The following is a 14,339-nucleotide window of genomic DNA, read 5'->3' as shown; positions in this document are numbered from 1 at the left end:
GTGCGCAGCCAGTACCTCGACTGGCGACGCTATCGCGATCCATGGTGCCGTGTCGCCGGGACCCCTACCCGACTCTGTCACTCATGGTAAGCACATGAGTACGCACAGTGGCTAGTGTTCGGCGGTCCTCAATTGCGAGAAATCGGCGGAGCTTTGACGTACCCAGACGTCAGACGATCGAACCGTCCGGAAAGCACCATCGCCAGCTCTCTCCGTGCTCCAGGGTACGCATCACCGGATGTCCCTCCTGCTCGGAGTGGTGCGACGCGTGCCGGCCCGGCGACGAGTCGCAGCATCCCACGTGCCCGCACGTCAGACAGACCCGCAGCTGCACCGGGTGCGTCCCCGCCGCCCGGCACGCGAGGCACGTGTCGCTGAGGGGTGCGGGTTCGGGGCGCGGCAGGTCGAGAAGGTGCGGGCACTCGCTCATGATGGCCAGGTTACGACGTGGGTGAGCGGGCGAGGGGCGGATCATGGAGGCATTGTCGGTGGTGGCGCTGGTCGCGGCGAGCGCCGCGGTCGCGGGTATCGCCCGCAGGACGGTGGTGCCCGCGCCCCTGCTGCTGGTCGCCGTCGGCCTGGTCGCCTCGTACCTGCCGGGCGTCCCCGACTACACGCTGGACCCGCACATCGTCCTGCCGCTGATCCTGCCGCCGCTGCTGCACATCGCGGCCGTCGACAGCTCGTACCTCGACCTGCGGGCCAACATCAGGCCGATCGCCCTGCTGTCCGTCGGCTACACGCTCTTCGCGACCCTCGTCGTGGGGTGGGCGGCGCACCTGGTGATCCCCGGCCTGCCGCTGACCGCGGCGCTGGTGCTGGGCGCCGTGGTCGCCCCGCCGGACGCCGTGGCGGCGACCGCGGTCGCCCGCAAGCTCCGGCTGCCCGGCCGGATCACCACGATCCTCCAGGGCGAGTCCCTGGTGAACGACGCCACCGCGATCACCGCGTACCGGGTGGCGCTGGCGGCGGCCGTCGGCGAGGGCATCACCTGGGGGGAGGGCGTCCTGATGTTCCTCGTCGCGGCGGCCGGCGGCATCGGCGTCGGCCTGGTGCTGATGGTGCCGATCCACTGGCTGCGCACCCATCTCCGGGAGCCCCTGCTGCAGAACACCCTGTCCCTGCTGATCCCCTTCGTCGCCTACGCCGCCGCGGAGCACGTCCATGCCTCCGGCGTGCTGGCCGTCGTGGTCGTCGCCCTCTTCCTCGGGCACCGGTCCTGGCAGGTCGACTTCGCCACCCGACTCCAGGAGGAGGCGGTCTGGCGGATGGTCGCCTTCATCCTCGAGTCGGCCGTCTTCGCGCTGATCGGACTGCAACTGGCTCAGGTGGTGCGGAAGCTCGGTTCGTTCTCGGTCCAGGAGGCCGCCTGGTACGCCGTGGTCGTCTTCGTCGTCGTGGTCGTGTCCCGCTTCGTGTGGGTCTTCCCCGGGACCTTCGTCCCGCGCATGCTGTCCAAGCGCATCAGGGAACGCGAGCCCGGGGTGGACTGGCGGACCCCGGTGATCGTCGGCTGGGCCGGCATGCGGGGCGTGGTGTCCCTGGCGATCGCCTTCTCCATCCCGATCCTGACGGCGGACGGGGAGCCCTTCCCGGCACGCAACCTGATCCTGTTCCTCACCTTCACCACGGTGATCGGCACCCTGGTCGTGCAGGGGCTCAGCCTGCCGGCGCTGATCCGCGTCCTGAGGCTCCCGGAGCGCGACCGACGGAGCGTCACCCTGGTCGAGGCGCAGGCGCAGAGCGAGGCGTCCCGGGCCGCGGAGCGACGCCTGGAGGAGCTCGTCGCCGATCCGGTCAACGCCCTCCCGGAGCCGCTGCACGACCGACTGCGCGCGGTCCTGGAGCGGCGCAGGAACTCGCCCTGGGAGCGGCTCGGGGCGGTCAACCCCGCCACGGGCGAGTCCGCGGACGACACCTACCACCGCCTCACCCGTGAGGTGATCCAGGCCGAGCGCGAGGTGTTCGTGCGGCTGCGGGACGAACGGCGGATCGACGACGAGATGATGCGGGCGCTGCTGCGGCGGCTGGATCTCGAGGAGGCGGCCGCCTACCGCGAGGCCGCGGACTGAGGCCGGCCGGTGATCACCGCGGCGACGGTGGTCCCGGGCGGGAACGCGCCCTCGCCCGCGAGGGCGACGAGCCCGTAGAGCATTTTGGCGACATAGAGACGTTCCACGGGCAGTCCGTGACGTGCTTCGAAATCCCGCGCGAACGCGTCGAGGGCGGGCGGGACACGCGCGTAGCCGCCGAAGTGGAACCGCTCGTCGAGCGACCAGTCGCCGGCCGGTCCGCCGAACGCCTCCTTCTGGAGGGCGCCCGTCCGCTCGCCGAGGAAGCCTCCCCTGAGCACGGGGAAACCGAGTGCCCGCGCTCCGTCCCCGAGTCCGGCGGCGAGCCCCGCGAGCGTGCCGCCCGTCCCGCACGCCACGGCCGCCACATCGGCCTCGCCGCGGAGTTCGCGGCCGAGCACCGTGCAACCCCGTACCGCGAGGGCGTTGCTGCCGCCCTCGGGAACGACCCGGCACCGCTCCGGCCCCCCGAAGCGTTCCAGGAGCCCCCCGAGCACCTCCGGATCGGACGCGCGGCGGTAGGTGGCCCGGTCCACGAAGTGCAGCCGCATACCGTCGGCGGCGCAGGCGGCCAGCGACGCGTTGAGGGGCTTCCCGGCGAGCTCGTCGCCCCGGACGACGCCGACCGTGGGGAAGCCGAGCAGCCGCCCGGCGGCGGCCGTGGCGCGCAGGTGGTTGGAGTACGCGCCGCCGAAGGTCAGCACGGTGCGGCCCGCCGCCGCGCGGAGGTTCGGTGCCAGCTTGCGCCACTTGTTGCCCGGCAGGTCCGGATGGATGAGGTCGTCCCGTTTGAGCAGCAGGCGCACCCCGTGCCGCGCGAAGCGCTCGTCCGCCACCGGTTCCAGGGGGGAGGGCAGCCGGGGCCGGAGGGCGGCGAGGTCGAACACGTTCACCCCGCCATTCTCGCCGCCCCTGCCGAGACGTTCACCCCGCCGTGCCCGGCGGGACGGTCGGGGCGCCCGGTTCACACGGACCGCGTCATTTGAGCCGTTCCGTGATCCGGGCGCGCATGGCGTTCATCGTGAAGCCCCGCGGGTCGATCTTCCCCGGCTGCCACTCCAGGTGCCCGATCACCGACCGGGCGTTCCACCCGTGGCGCCGGCAGACGGCGGCGGCCGCCTTCTCGACGGCCTCCAGCTGGACCTCCGGCCAGGGGTCCCCGCCGTCGCCGAGGTTCTCGCACTCGAATCCGTAGAAGTGCCGGTTCCCGTCCGTGTTCGCCTCGTCGTCGGGAGGGAGCGCCTTCTCGGCGATGACGGCGCGCAGCACGTCGTCGTCGCCGAGCCCGGCGTGGTTGGCCCTGCCGTAGCCGACCAGGTGGACCTTGCCGTCCTTGGCGATGACGCCGTGGCACAGCGGACCGGGCAGGCCCGCGTAGCCGTCGCGACAGATGCGTACGGTGTCCGCGGTGCCCCTGGTGGCGGTGTGATGGATCATCACCCCGTGCACGGGACCCCAGGGGCCTTTGTGGTTGCGGTTGTGGGTGCGCCAGTCGCCGACCTGGACGACCGTCAGCCCCTCGTCGCGCAGTGCGTCGAGGAAGCTGTCCGCGGACATGGGTGGGGCCATGGCCGACTCCTTCACGGCTGGAAGTGTTCGTACGTGGCTTCTACCCCAACCCCCGTGACCAGGCGATCCGTTCGGGCGCTGTGCGAGCCGATCCGGCCAGTGCGCCGATCGGGCGGAAAACGCACGCCATGCCCCGCACATCCCGGTCTAGTCCCACTCATTTGTGTAATGGCGCGCCCGCACAGCGTGCTGGAAGGCTCTTCGTCGCAGGTCAATCCATGATTGCGAAGGAGTCCCATGTCGGTTGGTTCGGTTGGTGACGAGGTGCGTGAGGGCGGCCAGGACGCGGCACTGCCGCAGCAGAGTCTCGGTACGGCCGCCGCGCGGAACCTGGCGACCACCACCAAGTCGGCGCCCCAGATGCAGGAGATCACCTCCCGGTGGCTGCTGCGGATGCTGCCCTGGGTCCAGGTGCAGGGCGGTACGTACCGGGTGAACCGTCGGCTCAGCTACTCGGTGGGCGACGGGCGCGTCACCTTCGTCCAGACGGGCAGCCAGGTCGAGGTCATCCCGGCCGAGCTCGGTGAGCTGCCGCCCCTGCGGGGGTACGACGACGAGGCCGTGCTGCGCGAGATGGCCCAGCGCTGCCGGCAGGTGCGGTTCGCGCCGGGCGACGTACTGGCGGCCAAGGGCGAGACGGCGGACCGGGTGTTCCTGCTCGCGCACGGCCGGGTGGAGCAGATCGGCACCGGTCCCTACGGCGACGAGGCCGTGCTCGGCGTCCTCGCCGACGGCTCCTACTTCGGTGACAGGTCGCTGGTCGACGGCGACGCCGTCTGGGAGTTCACCGCCCGGGCCGGCACCGCGTGCGTCGCGCTGGAGCTCACCCGGCAGGACGTGCTGACCCTCGCGGACCGCGCCGAGTCCCTCGCAGGCCATCTCCTGTCCGTGGCGTCGATCCCCCACCAGCGGACCAACAGGTACGGGGAGGCCGCCATCGACCTCTCCGCCGGCCATGTCGGCGAGGCCGTCGTCCCGCACACCTACGTCGACTACGAGGCCGCCCCCCGCGAGTACGAACTGAGCGTCGCCCAGACCGTGCTGAAGGTCCACAGCCGCGTCGCGGACCTCTACAACCAGCCGATGAACCAGACCGAGCAGCAGTTGCGGCTGACGGTCGAGGCGCTGCGCGAGCGTCAGGAGGACGAACTCGTCAACAACAAGCAGTTCGGGCTCCTGGCCAACTGCGACTACGGTCAGAGGCTGCAGCCCCACGACGGCGTGCCGGGGCCGGACGACATGGACGAGCTGCTGTCCCGGCGGCGCGGCTCCAAGCTCTTCCTCGCCCACCCCAGGGCCATCGCCGCCTTCGGCCGGGAGTGCAGCAGGCGGGGCATCTACCCGGACACCGTCGACATCGGGGGGAACCGCATCCCCGCCTGGCGCGGTGTACCGATCTTCCCGTGCAACAAGATCCCGATCTCGGACGCCCGGACCACCTCGATCATCTGCATGCGTACGGGCGAGGAGGACCAGGGGGTGGTCGGCCTGCACCAGACCGGCATCCCCGACGAGATCGAACCCAGCCTCTCCGTGCGCTTCATGGGCATCGACGAGCAGGCGATCATCTCCTACCTGGTCACGGCCTACTACTCGGCGGCCGTCCTGGTGCCGGACGCCCTCGGTGTGCTGGAGAACGTCGAGGTGAGCCGCTGGCGCTGACGCCCGGAGCCGCTCGTCCGGCGCCGATCCGGCGGGGGCGGCCCGGCGCCGCCCCGCCCCATCCCTTCAGCAGAGGACGTGACCGTGACCATGACCAGTCCGGACGCCGCCGCCACCGACGCCCATGAGGCGGCGCGGCTCCTGGAACGCACCCGCAGCGCCGTCGACCCCCGGCTGCGGGACACCGTCGAGTCCCTTCCCGGTTCCATGCGCCGAGTCGCGATGTACCACTTCGGCTGGGAGCACGCCGACGGCACGCCGGCCGCCGGGGCGGCGGGCAAGGCGATCCGGCCCGCCTTGGTGCTCGCCGCCGCCCGGGCGCTGGGCGGGGAGCCGCAGCAGGCGGTGCGCGCCGCCGCGGCCGTCGAACTGGCGCACAACTTCACGCTGCTCCACGACGACGTGATCGACGAGGACGCGACCCGCCGGCACCGGCCCACCGCCTGGACGGTGTTCGGCACCCCGGACGCCATCGTCGCGGGCGACGCCATGCTGGCCCTGGCGCTGCGGCTGCTGGCGGAGGACCGGCACCCGGCCGCGGCGGCGGCCTCGGCCCGGCTCGCTGCCTGCGTGATCGAGCTCTGTGCCGGCCAGCAGGCCGACTGCGCCTTCGAGCAGCGCGGACCGGGGGAGGTCTCGCTGGACGAATGCCTCGCCATGGCAACGGCCAAGACCGGGGCGCTGCTGGGCTGCGCCTGTGCTCTCGGCGCGCTGTACGCGGGGGCGGGGGAGGAGGAGATCGCCGCGATGGACGCCTTCGGGCGGGAGGCGGGCCTGGCCTTCCAGTTGATCGACGACCTCATCGGCATCTGGGGCGACCCGGACCGCACGGGCAAGCCCGCGGGCGCCGATCTGGCCGCGCACAAGAAGTCGTTGCCGGTGGTGGCCGCCCTCGGCTCGGGCACCGGGGCGGGGGCGGAGCTCGCCGAACTGTACGCCGGGCCGATGGACGCCGGGGCGGTCGCCCGAGCGGCCGACGCGGTGGAGCGGGCCGGCGGCCGGGACTGGGCCCAGCTGCAGGCGGCGGACCGGATGGCCCGGGCCGTTCAGCAGCTGTCCCGTGCGGTGCCGGACCTCAAGGCGGCGGGGGACCTGCTCTCCCTGGCGGAGTTCGTCACGCGCCGCAGCCGCTGAGCGCGGGCGGGCCGGTGCGTGACACCGGCGGGCAACTCTAATATCGCAGCGGCCAGTTGACGATCGCGGAGAGGCGGCCCGGGCATGGGCGTACGGATACGGCAGGCGGGGGAGCGGGACCGTGGGACGGTGGTGCGACTGCTCGACGAGGCGTTCATGCACGACCCGGTCAGCAGCTGGGTCTTCCCCGACGAGGCCCACCGCCGCCGGGTGCACGGGGTCTTCCTCGGGGTCTTCCTCGACATCGCCCTCGCCGAGGGGCGGGTCGACATGACCGAGGACGGAACCGCCGCTGCGCTCTGGCTCCAGGTGCCCGCGGAGGCGCCCGAGGAGGAGGACGACACCCCCGCCCGGATGCGGGAGATCGCCGATCCGGACAACGAGCGGGCCGAGCTCGTCGGCCGGCTCACCGGTGCCGTCCATCCGCGGGGCAGGGCGCACGAGTACCTGCTGCTGGTCGCCGTCTCCCCGGAGCGGCAGGGCGAGGGGCTCGGCACGGCCCTGCTCGCGCCCGCCCTGGAACGGTGCGACAGGGAGGGGCTGCCCGCCTATCTGGAGGCGAGCAGTGCCCGCAGCACCCGGCTCTACGAGCGGCTCGGTTTCGCTCCCACGGACCGTACCGTCCAGCTTCCCGACGGCCCGCTGATGTGGCCCATGTGGCGGGAGCCCGCCGCGCCGGGGCCCGAGGGCACGAGGCGGATCTCCGCTCCGTAGCGTCGGCGCCACGGTCCGGCGCACCGGACGGCCGCCGGCCGCGGTGCCGGACACGGTGGGCCGGAGCCGGAGCCGGGGCGGTGGTCCGGGCCGGCGACCGGCTCGGCTCCGGTCGCCTGGTGCCGATCCCGGTCGGCTCGGTCGGGACGACCGCGGGCGGAGGGTCATCTCGGCTCGGGTACCGGGAGGCGGTCGTCCACCCCGGCGGCGCGCCGCTCGTGCGCCGACGTGCCGGCTGTCGCGTCCGCGCGTGCACCCGCCGCGCCCCGTCGCGGGCCTCGGGGCATCGGCGGCCCGCCCCCCGGAACCTCCTCAACGCGCCTTCCGCAAAAGGCGCTTGCGTAACCACTACGACTGGAGCACTATGGATGCAGTGGTTCGGGCCGCGAGACCGGTCCGGACCTCGGACCCCGACGACAGCAGAGGACCGGATTGCGTCACCTCACGTACTTCATCGCCTGCTCCATCGACGGCTTCATCGGAGACCCGAGCGGCGACGCCTCGTCCATGTTCGGCTTCGTCGACGGGGAGTACCTGGAGTTCCTGAAGTCCGAGTACCCCGAGACCATCCCCGTCCAGGGGCGAGAGGCGCTGGGCCTCCAGGACTCCCCGAACAGGCACTTCGACACCCTGCTCCAGGGCCGGGCCAGTTACCAACTGGCGCTCGACGCCGGGATCACCAGCCCCTACGCCCAACTGCGCGAGTACGTCGCCTCGCGCACGCTGGAGAAGTCGCCCGACGCGGGCGTCGAGATCATCGCCGACGACCTGGTCGGCAGGGTGCGCGCCCTCAAGGCCGAGGACCGCGACCTCGGCATCTACCTCTGCGGCGGCTCGCAGATCGCCGGCGAACTGCTCGACGAGATCGACGAACTGGTGATCAAGACCTATCCCCAGGTCTACGGCAGCGGTATGCCCATGTTCGGCGCCGGATTCGCCGTCACCGACTTCACCCTGGACTGGGTGCGCAGCTTCGGTAACGGCGTGCTCGTACGGAAGTACCGCAGGAAGCGGTAGCCGCGTGGGCCGGGCGGCCACCGGGCCGCGTGAGCGCTGTTCGTCCTGGGCGTGCCGCCCTATCCTGGATCCATGGGCAGCGAAGGACGTCGGACCGTCCGCGGCCCGCAGGACGAGTACACGTGTCCGACCTGCGGACAGCCCGTCGGTTCCGCCATCAGACGACGCAAGGTGCTCGGTGTGTTCGTCCCGGAGTGGGGGCCCGGTCCCTGTCACAACTCCGCGTGCACGCGCAGTACCCGGGACGCCCCCGAGGCGGGGCGCGGGCGGGGTACGGAAGACGCGAAGGGGGCGAACGAGGAGTCGGCCGCGGGTCCGTCCGGCTGACCCGGGCGGCGCAGAAGCGTTCGAGTGCCGACCGGCTGTGCAGCGCGGCCGGTCGGACCGCTACAGTCCGCGCCATGTCAACGGAGTCGACGGACGTGTGGACCGGCTGGTACCGGGACCGCCGGGGTGCGGAGGCGATCGCGCTGGCGATCGCCCCGAGCGGGCACGGAGTGAGCACCCGCATCAGGGGAGCCGAGTACGAAGGGCCGAGTTTCGCCGCCCTGGGCGCTGCGGAATCGGGCGAACGCCTGTCCGGCTGCGTCCTGGAATGGGACATGCCGCTGCCCGTCACTCTCGACGGGGCGGCGGAGCGGGCCACGCTCAGCTGCCTGCTGACCCTCGGCGAGGCAGGGCCCGAGGGCGCGCCCGGCAGGGTGGACCTGAACCTCACCCTGCACTTCGGCGGTACGGCGTACGAGTCCGGGGTGGCCGACGGCGACTTCGACGAGGCACTCGGGCGGATCCGGCGGCAGTTGCCGGAGGGCGCCGACCTCGGCGGGAAGCTGCTGGAAAGCGCCTGACGGCCCGTCGTGGCGCACTCACCGCCAGGCGAACGCCCCGTGCCCGGGCGGGAACCCGGGCACGGGGCACCGTGGGGGGCGTGCGTCAGGAGGCCCTGGCGAGGGCGGCCGCGAGGCCGTTCGCCCAGAGTCGGTTCACCCGGGCCCCGCTCGGCCGCGTCGGGGTACGCGTTCTGGCAGGAGGTGCCGGGACCGCCGCCCGACATCAGTTCACTGCAGGGACCGGAGTAGTGGTCGGGGAGCCCGAGCACGTGGCCGGTCTCGTGGGCGGTGACCCGGGTGGAGTTGTACTGCTGGTTCTGCCGGTAGTCGAGGAAGATGTAGCCGCGGCCGTGCCCGTCGGTGCTGGCGTACGAGCCGCGCGGATCGTTGCCCTCGTAGTACCGGAAGTCCGGGTTGGAGCCCTCCTGCAGCCGCACGTTCGACACGGAGCCGTTCCATATCCGCGTGCTGCTGGCTATCTGGGAGCGGAAGCTCGGTGCGCTGCTCGCGTTGTAGACGACGGTGACGGCCAGGGCGCCGGGGTTCTGGGCCCGCTTCTCGGCCACCGACTTCACCACCGCGTCGAAGAACGCCTTGGTGGCGCGGGCGTCCTCTGCGGAACCGTGGTACGCCGCGGCCCGGCCGGTGGGGACGGCGGGGCCGGCGGAGTCGGGAGCCGGGGCGGCGGTGGCGGGTACGGCGGAGGCCAGGGCGGCGGCGAGGCCCAGACCGAGTGCGGCGGAGAGTAACGCCCGTGGGCGTCGCTCGGGGTGTCTCATGGGGGGTGCTCCTCATCCGAGTGGGGATCGGTGAGGAGAGTGTCGGGGAGCCCACCGGCCCGCGGATGATGCCAACTGGCGATAACACCGCGGTATCACGAGCAGGACCAGCCCCAATTCCCTTGTAAATCAAGGAAATTGGAGCGACACAGGTGTCTGGTGTGACGATGGGCGCCGTCCTACTCTCGCAGTATGGAGCTGGAGGTGAGGCACCTGCGCGTGCTGTGCGCGATCGCCGACGCGGGCAGTCTGCACAAGGCCGCCCGTCGGCTGGGCATGAGCCAGCCCTCCCTGACGACCCAGCTCCGCCGGATCGAGAACGCCCTTGGCGGCGAGTTGTTCCTCAGGGAACGCACGGGCTGCCGACCCACCCCGCTCGGCCGTGCCGTCCTCAGCCGGGCCCGCCCGCTGATCGCCGGGCTGTCAGCGCTCGTGACGGAGACCCGGGCCGCGGTTGCCCGCGCGGACGACCCCCGGCTGCGCATCGGCTCCACGGCGAGCCGCGCCCTCGCGGGCTGGCTGAGACGGCTCAGACAGCGACTGCCCGACGGCACGGACCTCTCCCTGCACATGAACGTCTCCGCCGGCACCCTGCTGCGCATGGTCGCCGCCGGGCACCTGGACGTGGCGTTCGTCCACGAGGTCGAGGGCTGCCCACTGCTGGTGCCGGAAGGGCTGGAACGGCGGGTCCTCATGGAGCGCGAACCGCAGTTCATCTCCATGGCCCGCGACCACCCGGCCGCCGCGGCCCCGGTGGTCGACCTCACCGACCTCGCCGAGGACCGCTGGATGGTGGACCCGACGGTCGACGGCGAGTGGGACGGACTGCGCCGGGTGCTCACCGCCGCGGGGATCCATCCGCAAGTGCTGCACGCCGACTACCACACCGCCACGTCCCTCATCGTGGTCGGCGAGGGGGTCGCCCCCTGCCAGCCCACCTCGGGCCGGCGCGACGACATGGCGATCCGCCCCCTGCGCGACGATCCGCTCGCGGTACGGCTGCTGCTCTACCGGCGCCCCGGCCCCGGCGCGGAGACGTTCGCCCTCGTGTACGCCGAACTCCTCGCCGCCTACCGGGAGGTGGCCCTCCGCGCCGCCCCGTACCGGCAGTGGCTGCTGCGCAACAGGAGCCCGCTGCTGCACACGCCGACGGCTTGAACCCGCTCCGGCGGCCCCTTCGGGGGACCGGACCGCCGCGCGGCCCGGCCGGGCAGCACGATCCGCGGGACTGCAGCCGGTTCGTTCAATAGGACCGCACCCGGGCCGCCCTGGACGCCGTGCTCGGCGGCCTGCGGCCCGGGTGCGGACCCCGGAGACACTGCAACCAAGGAAATTGCAGGTCAGGGGGCATGATCGAAGATCAGGCCTTCTTCGTCTCCCAGAAGATGCGGTCGATCTCGGCGATGAGCTCCAGGGCCTTCTCGCCCGTCTTCGGGTCGGTCGAGGCCTTGGCCGCGGAGAGCGCCTTCAGGGTCTCGTTGACCAGCTGGTGCAGCTCCGGGTACTTCTCGAAGTGCGGGGGCTTGAAGTAGTCGCTCCAGAGCACCGACACGTGGTGCTTGGCGAGCTCCGCGCGCTGCTCCTTGATCACCGTGGCACGGGCCTGGAAGTGCGGGTCGTCGTTCGCGGCCATCTTCTCCTGCACGGCCTTGACCGACTCGGCCTCGATTCGGGCCTGGGCCGGGTCGTAGACGCCGCAGGGCAGGTCGCAGTGGGCGCTGACCTTCACCTTGGGGGCAAACAGGCGGGAGAGCATTGAGCTGTCCTTCCTCGTGATCGTCTTCTCAGGTGGGACATTACTCCGTGAGTGGCGCGTTTTCGCGAGTGCCCCCTGCGGCTTCGGCCAAAAGTCCAGGGTGACCATGGGACGTGTGGCGGAAGACACCGAGGGACCCGGAGGTGGCCGATGACGGAGCAGGGGCGGGAGCCGAGTGCGCCCTTCGGGGTCGCGGAGGTGGCCGGGCCCTCCATGCATCCCACGCTGGCGCACGGGGACCGGCTGCTGGTGCACTACGGGGCCGCCGTCCGGCCCGGGGACGTGGCCGTGCTCCGGCATCCGCTGCAGCAGGACCTGCTGATCGTGAAGCGGGTGGTCGAGCGGCGCCGGGAGGGCTGGTGGGTGCTGGGCGACAACCCGTACGCGGAAGGGGACAGCCGGGTGTTCGGCACGGTGCCCGAGGGCCTGTTGCTGGGCCGGGTACGGGCGCGGTACCGGCCGCGCCCGCAAGGTCAGAGGTCGGCGCTCGGGCTGCTGGCCTGGGCGTTCTCCGCGGTGCGGCCCGTGCTCTCCGACCGCTCGGTCTCCAGGCGCTTGCGTGCGCGGTAGGCGGCGACGTTTGCGCGGGTGGCGCAGCGGTCCGAGCAGTAGCGGCGCGAGCGGTTGGTGGACGTGTCCAGGTAGGCGTTGCGGCAGGGCGCGGCCTGGCAGAGGCCGAGCCGGTCGACGCCGTACTCGGTGAGATGGAAGGCGAGTCCCATCGCGGCGATCGCGGCGTAGCCGGAGGTCGCGTTGGACGGGTGGTCGGCGAGGTGCATGTGCCAGCGCGGCCGGCCCTCGTCGTCCAGGAAGTCGTGGCCGGAGATCTGCGGGCTGACCGGGAACTCCAGGAGCAGCGAGTTGAGCAGGTCGACGGCCTGGGTCTGGTCTCCGGAGTCCGCTGCGGCGAAGACCGCGCGGAGTCTGGCCCGTACCGACCGGAACCGGGTGACGTCCGCGTCGGTGGCCCGGCGTGCCATCTGGGAGGAGGCGCCGAAGAGCTCGCGGACGGCCTCCACCGACGTGAGCGTGTCCTTGCTGCGGGCCGGCTCCTCGGTGTTGACCAGGCGTACGGCGTAGTCCGAGTAAGAGGCCAGTTCCACTTGTAGTCCTTACGGATGAGGTCTAGTGTCGGCGACGGATGAGGTAAGTGATGCTCTGAATTCGAGGGTATTACGGATGGGAGGAGTGGGGATGACCGAGAACGCGGTTGCCACCGGAACCGACTGGCGGGCCTGGCAGGAGAGCTGGGACCGCCAGCAGGAGTGGTACATGCCCGACCGCGAGGAGCGGTTCCGGGTGATGCTGGACATGGTCGAGGCCTTCGCGGGCCCCGAACCGAGGGTCCTCGACCTCGCCTGCGGTACGGGAAGTATCACGGACAGACTGCTCAAGCGGTTCCCGAAGGCCGAGAGTGTCGGCGTCGACCTCGACCCCGCGCTGTTGACCATCGCCGAGGGGTACTTCGCCGGGGACCGGCGAGTCACCTTCGTCACCGCCGACCTCAAGGACCCGGACTGGACCGCGGCCCTGCCGCACACCTCGTACGACGCCGTGCTGACCGCCACCGCGCTGCACTGGCTGCACGCCGAACCGCTCGCCGCCCTCTACGGGCAGCTCGCCGGCCTGGTCGTGGACGGCGGCGTCCTCATGAACGCCGACCACATGAAGGACGGCACCACCCCCCGCATCAACGCGGCCGAGCGCACCCACCGGCATGCCGCGATGGACCGGGCGAGGGCCGCCGGGGCGCTCGACTGGGCCGACTGGTGGGCCCTGGCGGCCGCGGACCCCGTCCTGGCCGTTCCCACCGCCCGCCGCTTCGAGATCTACGGAGAGCACGCCGACGGCGACACCCCGTCCGCCCAGTGGCACGCCGACACCCTCCGGGCCGCCGGCTTCGCCGAGGCCCGGCCGGTATGGGCGTCGCCCTCCGACGCCCTGGTGCTCGCGCTGAAGTGACCGGGCCCGGACGGGCGAACGCCGGAGGCGGCAGGGCATGCCCTGCCGCCTCCGGCGTCCGGTACGACGGTCCACCGAGCTTTACAGCACCTTGGAGAGGAAGGCCTTGGTGCGGTCGTGCTGGGGGTTGGTGAGGACGTCGCGGGGGTTGCCCGATTCGACGACGACACCGCCGTCCATGAAGACGAGGTTGTCGCCGACTTCGCGGGCGAAGCCCATCTCGTGGGTGACGACGACCATGGTCATGCCGTCCTCGGCGAGACCGCGCATGACGTCGAGGACGTCGCCCACCAGCTCGGGGTCGAGGGCCGAGGTGGGCTCGTCGAAGAGCATGAGCTTGGGTTCCATGGCCAGGGGCCCGGGCGATGGCGACGCGCTGCTGCTGGCCGCCGGAGAGCTGGGAGGGGTAGTTCCCGGCCTTGTCGCCGAGGCCGACGCGATCCAGGAGCTTCAGGGCCCGTTCCCGGGCGACCGCCTTGGCTTCGCCCTTGACCTGGACGGGTGCCTCCATGACGTTCTCGACGGCGGTCATGTGGGGGAACAGGTTGAAGCGCTGGAACACCATGCCGATGTCGCGGCGCTGGCGGGCGACCTCGTTGTCCTTGAGCTCGAAGAGCTTGTCGCCCTTCTGGCGGTAGCCGACGAGTTCGCCGTCGACCCAGAGCCGTCCGGCGTTGATCTTCTCCAGGTGGTTGATGCACCGGAGGAAGGTCGACTTGCCCGAGCCGGAGGGGCCGATGAGGCAGAACACCTCACGCGGGGCGACCTCGAGGTCGATGCCCTTGAGGATGTGGGCCGCGCCGTAGGACTTGTGGACGCCTTCGGCCTTCACCATGGCGGTCAT

The 14,339-nt window shown here is 71.9% G+C and carries 14 protein-coding genes and 2 pseudogenes; 9 read left to right on the top strand and 7 right to left on the bottom strand.

The window, feature by feature from the left end:
• Positions 1-169: 169 nt before the first annotated feature.
• A complete protein-coding gene (locus O7595_RS10425) occupies positions 170-430 on the bottom strand; it encodes a UBP-type zinc finger domain-containing protein (RefSeq protein WP_269728432.1) in 261 nt (86 codons plus the stop codon).
• Positions 431-473: 43 nt separating this feature from the next.
• On the opposite strand from O7595_RS10425, the gene O7595_RS10420 reads away from it, so the two are divergent.
• Positions 474-2,072, top strand: coding sequence for a Na+/H+ antiporter (locus tag O7595_RS10420; protein ID WP_269728431.1), 1,599 nt, complete (start codon positions 474-476; stop codon positions 2,070-2,072).
• On the opposite strand, the gene O7595_RS10415 is transcribed toward O7595_RS10420, so the two are convergent.
• The gene (locus O7595_RS10415; RefSeq protein WP_269728430.1) at positions 2,051-2,965 is read right to left on the bottom strand and encodes a 1-aminocyclopropane-1-carboxylate deaminase/D-cysteine desulfhydrase; all 915 of its coding nucleotides are present in this window, start codon (positions 2,963-2,965) and stop codon (positions 2,051-2,053) included. The two genes, O7595_RS10420 and O7595_RS10415, sit on opposite strands and share 22 nt — an antisense overlap.
• Positions 2,966-3,050: 85 nt before the next feature.
• Positions 3,051-3,641, bottom strand: coding sequence for an N-acetylmuramoyl-L-alanine amidase (locus tag O7595_RS10410; RefSeq protein WP_269728429.1), 591 nt, complete (start codon positions 3,639-3,641; stop codon positions 3,051-3,053).
• A gap of 237 nt (positions 3,642-3,878) precedes the next feature.
• On the opposite strand from O7595_RS10410, the gene O7595_RS10405 reads away from it, so the two are divergent.
• The 5 genes from O7595_RS10405 to O7595_RS10385 all read left to right on the top strand — a co-directional run bounded on the left by O7595_RS10405 (position 3,879) and on the right by O7595_RS10385 (position 9,016).
• On the top strand, positions 3,879-5,303 hold the full coding sequence (locus O7595_RS10405) for a family 2B encapsulin nanocompartment shell protein (protein WP_269728428.1): 1,425 nt from the start codon (positions 3,879-3,881) through the stop codon (positions 5,301-5,303).
• Positions 5,304-5,393: 90 nt separating this feature from the next.
• On the top strand, positions 5,394-6,437 hold the full coding sequence (locus O7595_RS10400) for a family 2 encapsulin nanocompartment cargo protein polyprenyl transferase (RefSeq protein ID WP_269732444.1): 1,044 nt from the start codon (positions 5,394-5,396) through the stop codon (positions 6,435-6,437).
• An 84-nt stretch (positions 6,438-6,521) separates the two neighbouring features.
• Positions 6,522-7,151 carry a GNAT family N-acetyltransferase gene (locus tag O7595_RS10395; RefSeq protein ID WP_269728427.1) on the top strand — a complete coding sequence of 210 codons (630 nt, stop codon included), beginning with the start codon at positions 6,522-6,524 and terminating at the stop codon, positions 7,149-7,151.
• Between the two features lie 432 nt (positions 7,152-7,583).
• Positions 7,584-8,168: a dihydrofolate reductase family protein gene (locus O7595_RS10390; RefSeq protein ID WP_269728426.1), complete on the top strand. Its 585-nt coding sequence runs from the start codon at positions 7,584-7,586 to the stop codon at positions 8,166-8,168.
• Between the two features lie 401 nt (positions 8,169-8,569).
• Complete coding sequence (locus tag O7595_RS10385) at positions 8,570-9,016, top strand: DUF6304 family protein (RefSeq protein WP_269728425.1); 447 nt, start codon at positions 8,570-8,572, stop codon at positions 9,014-9,016.
• 85 nt (positions 9,017-9,101) lie between these two features.
• On the opposite strand, the pseudogene snpA reads toward O7595_RS10385, so the two are convergent.
• A pseudogene (gene snpA, locus O7595_RS10380) lies at positions 9,102-9,777 on the bottom strand (snapalysin).
• A gap of 192 nt (positions 9,778-9,969) precedes the next feature.
• On the opposite strand from snpA, the gene O7595_RS10375 reads away from it, so the two are divergent.
• Positions 9,970-10,935: a LysR family transcriptional regulator gene (locus tag O7595_RS10375; protein WP_269728424.1), complete on the top strand. Its 966-nt coding sequence runs from the start codon at positions 9,970-9,972 to the stop codon at positions 10,933-10,935.
• Between the two features lie 202 nt (positions 10,936-11,137).
• On the opposite strand, the gene sodN is transcribed toward O7595_RS10375, so the two are convergent.
• Entirely contained in the window at positions 11,138-11,533 is a 396-nt protein-coding gene (gene sodN / locus O7595_RS10370) for a superoxide dismutase, Ni (RefSeq protein ID WP_093652587.1), read from the bottom strand.
• 150 nt (positions 11,534-11,683) lie between these two features.
• On the opposite strand from sodN, the gene sodX reads away from it, so the two are divergent.
• Positions 11,684-12,103 (top strand): nickel-type superoxide dismutase maturation protease, encoded by a 420-nt coding sequence (gene sodX / locus O7595_RS10365; RefSeq protein WP_269728423.1) that lies wholly within the window; start codon positions 11,684-11,686, stop codon positions 12,101-12,103.
• On the opposite strand, the gene O7595_RS10360 is transcribed toward sodX, so the two are convergent.
• On the bottom strand, positions 12,007-12,636 hold the full coding sequence (locus tag O7595_RS10360; protein WP_269728422.1) for a CGNR zinc finger domain-containing protein: 630 nt from the start codon (positions 12,634-12,636) through the stop codon (positions 12,007-12,009). The two genes, sodX and O7595_RS10360, sit on opposite strands and share 97 nt — an antisense overlap.
• A 91-nt stretch (positions 12,637-12,727) precedes the next feature.
• Between O7595_RS10360 and O7595_RS10355 the strand changes: the two genes are divergently transcribed.
• The gene (locus tag O7595_RS10355; RefSeq protein WP_269728421.1) at positions 12,728-13,495 is read left to right on the top strand and encodes a class I SAM-dependent methyltransferase; all 768 of its coding nucleotides are present in this window, start codon (positions 12,728-12,730) and stop codon (positions 13,493-13,495) included.
• Between the two features lie 81 nt (positions 13,496-13,576).
• On the opposite strand, the pseudogene O7595_RS10350 reads toward O7595_RS10355, so the two are convergent.
• A pseudogene (locus O7595_RS10350) lies at positions 13,577-14,339 on the bottom strand (amino acid ABC transporter ATP-binding protein).

The sequence above is a fragment of the Streptomyces sp. WMMC940 genome (genome assembly GCF_027460265.1).
Classification (GTDB): Bacteria; Actinomycetota; Actinomycetes; order Streptomycetales; family Streptomycetaceae; genus Streptomyces.
This window is presented reverse-complemented; position numbering and strand designations above follow the sequence as displayed.

Coding starts and splice junctions, on each gene's coding strand:
- O7595_RS10385 (WP_269728425.1), top strand. CDS start 8,570: ATGTCAACGGAGTCGACGGACGTGTGGACCGGCTGGTACCGGGACCGC.
- sodN (WP_093652587.1), bottom strand. CDS start 11,533: ATGCTCTCCCGCCTGTTTGCCCCCAAGGTGAAGGTCAGCGCCCACTGC.
- O7595_RS10375 (WP_269728424.1), top strand. CDS start 9,970: ATGGAGCTGGAGGTGAGGCACCTGCGCGTGCTGTGCGCGATCGCCGAC.
- O7595_RS10420 (WP_269728431.1), top strand. CDS start 474: ATGGAGGCATTGTCGGTGGTGGCGCTGGTCGCGGCGAGCGCCGCGGTC.
- O7595_RS10425 (WP_269728432.1), bottom strand. CDS start 430: ATGAGCGAGTGCCCGCACCTTCTCGACCTGCCGCGCCCCGAACCCGCA.
- O7595_RS10395 (WP_269728427.1), top strand. CDS start 6,522: ATGGGCGTACGGATACGGCAGGCGGGGGAGCGGGACCGTGGGACGGTG.
- O7595_RS10400 (WP_269732444.1), top strand. CDS start 5,394: ATGACCAGTCCGGACGCCGCCGCCACCGACGCCCATGAGGCGGCGCGG.
- O7595_RS10355 (WP_269728421.1), top strand. CDS start 12,728: ATGACCGAGAACGCGGTTGCCACCGGAACCGACTGGCGGGCCTGGCAG.
- O7595_RS10410 (WP_269728429.1), bottom strand. CDS start 3,641: ATGGCCCCACCCATGTCCGCGGACAGCTTCCTCGACGCACTGCGCGAC.
- sodX (WP_269728423.1), top strand. CDS start 11,684: ATGACGGAGCAGGGGCGGGAGCCGAGTGCGCCCTTCGGGGTCGCGGAG.
- O7595_RS10405 (WP_269728428.1), top strand. CDS start 3,879: ATGTCGGTTGGTTCGGTTGGTGACGAGGTGCGTGAGGGCGGCCAGGAC.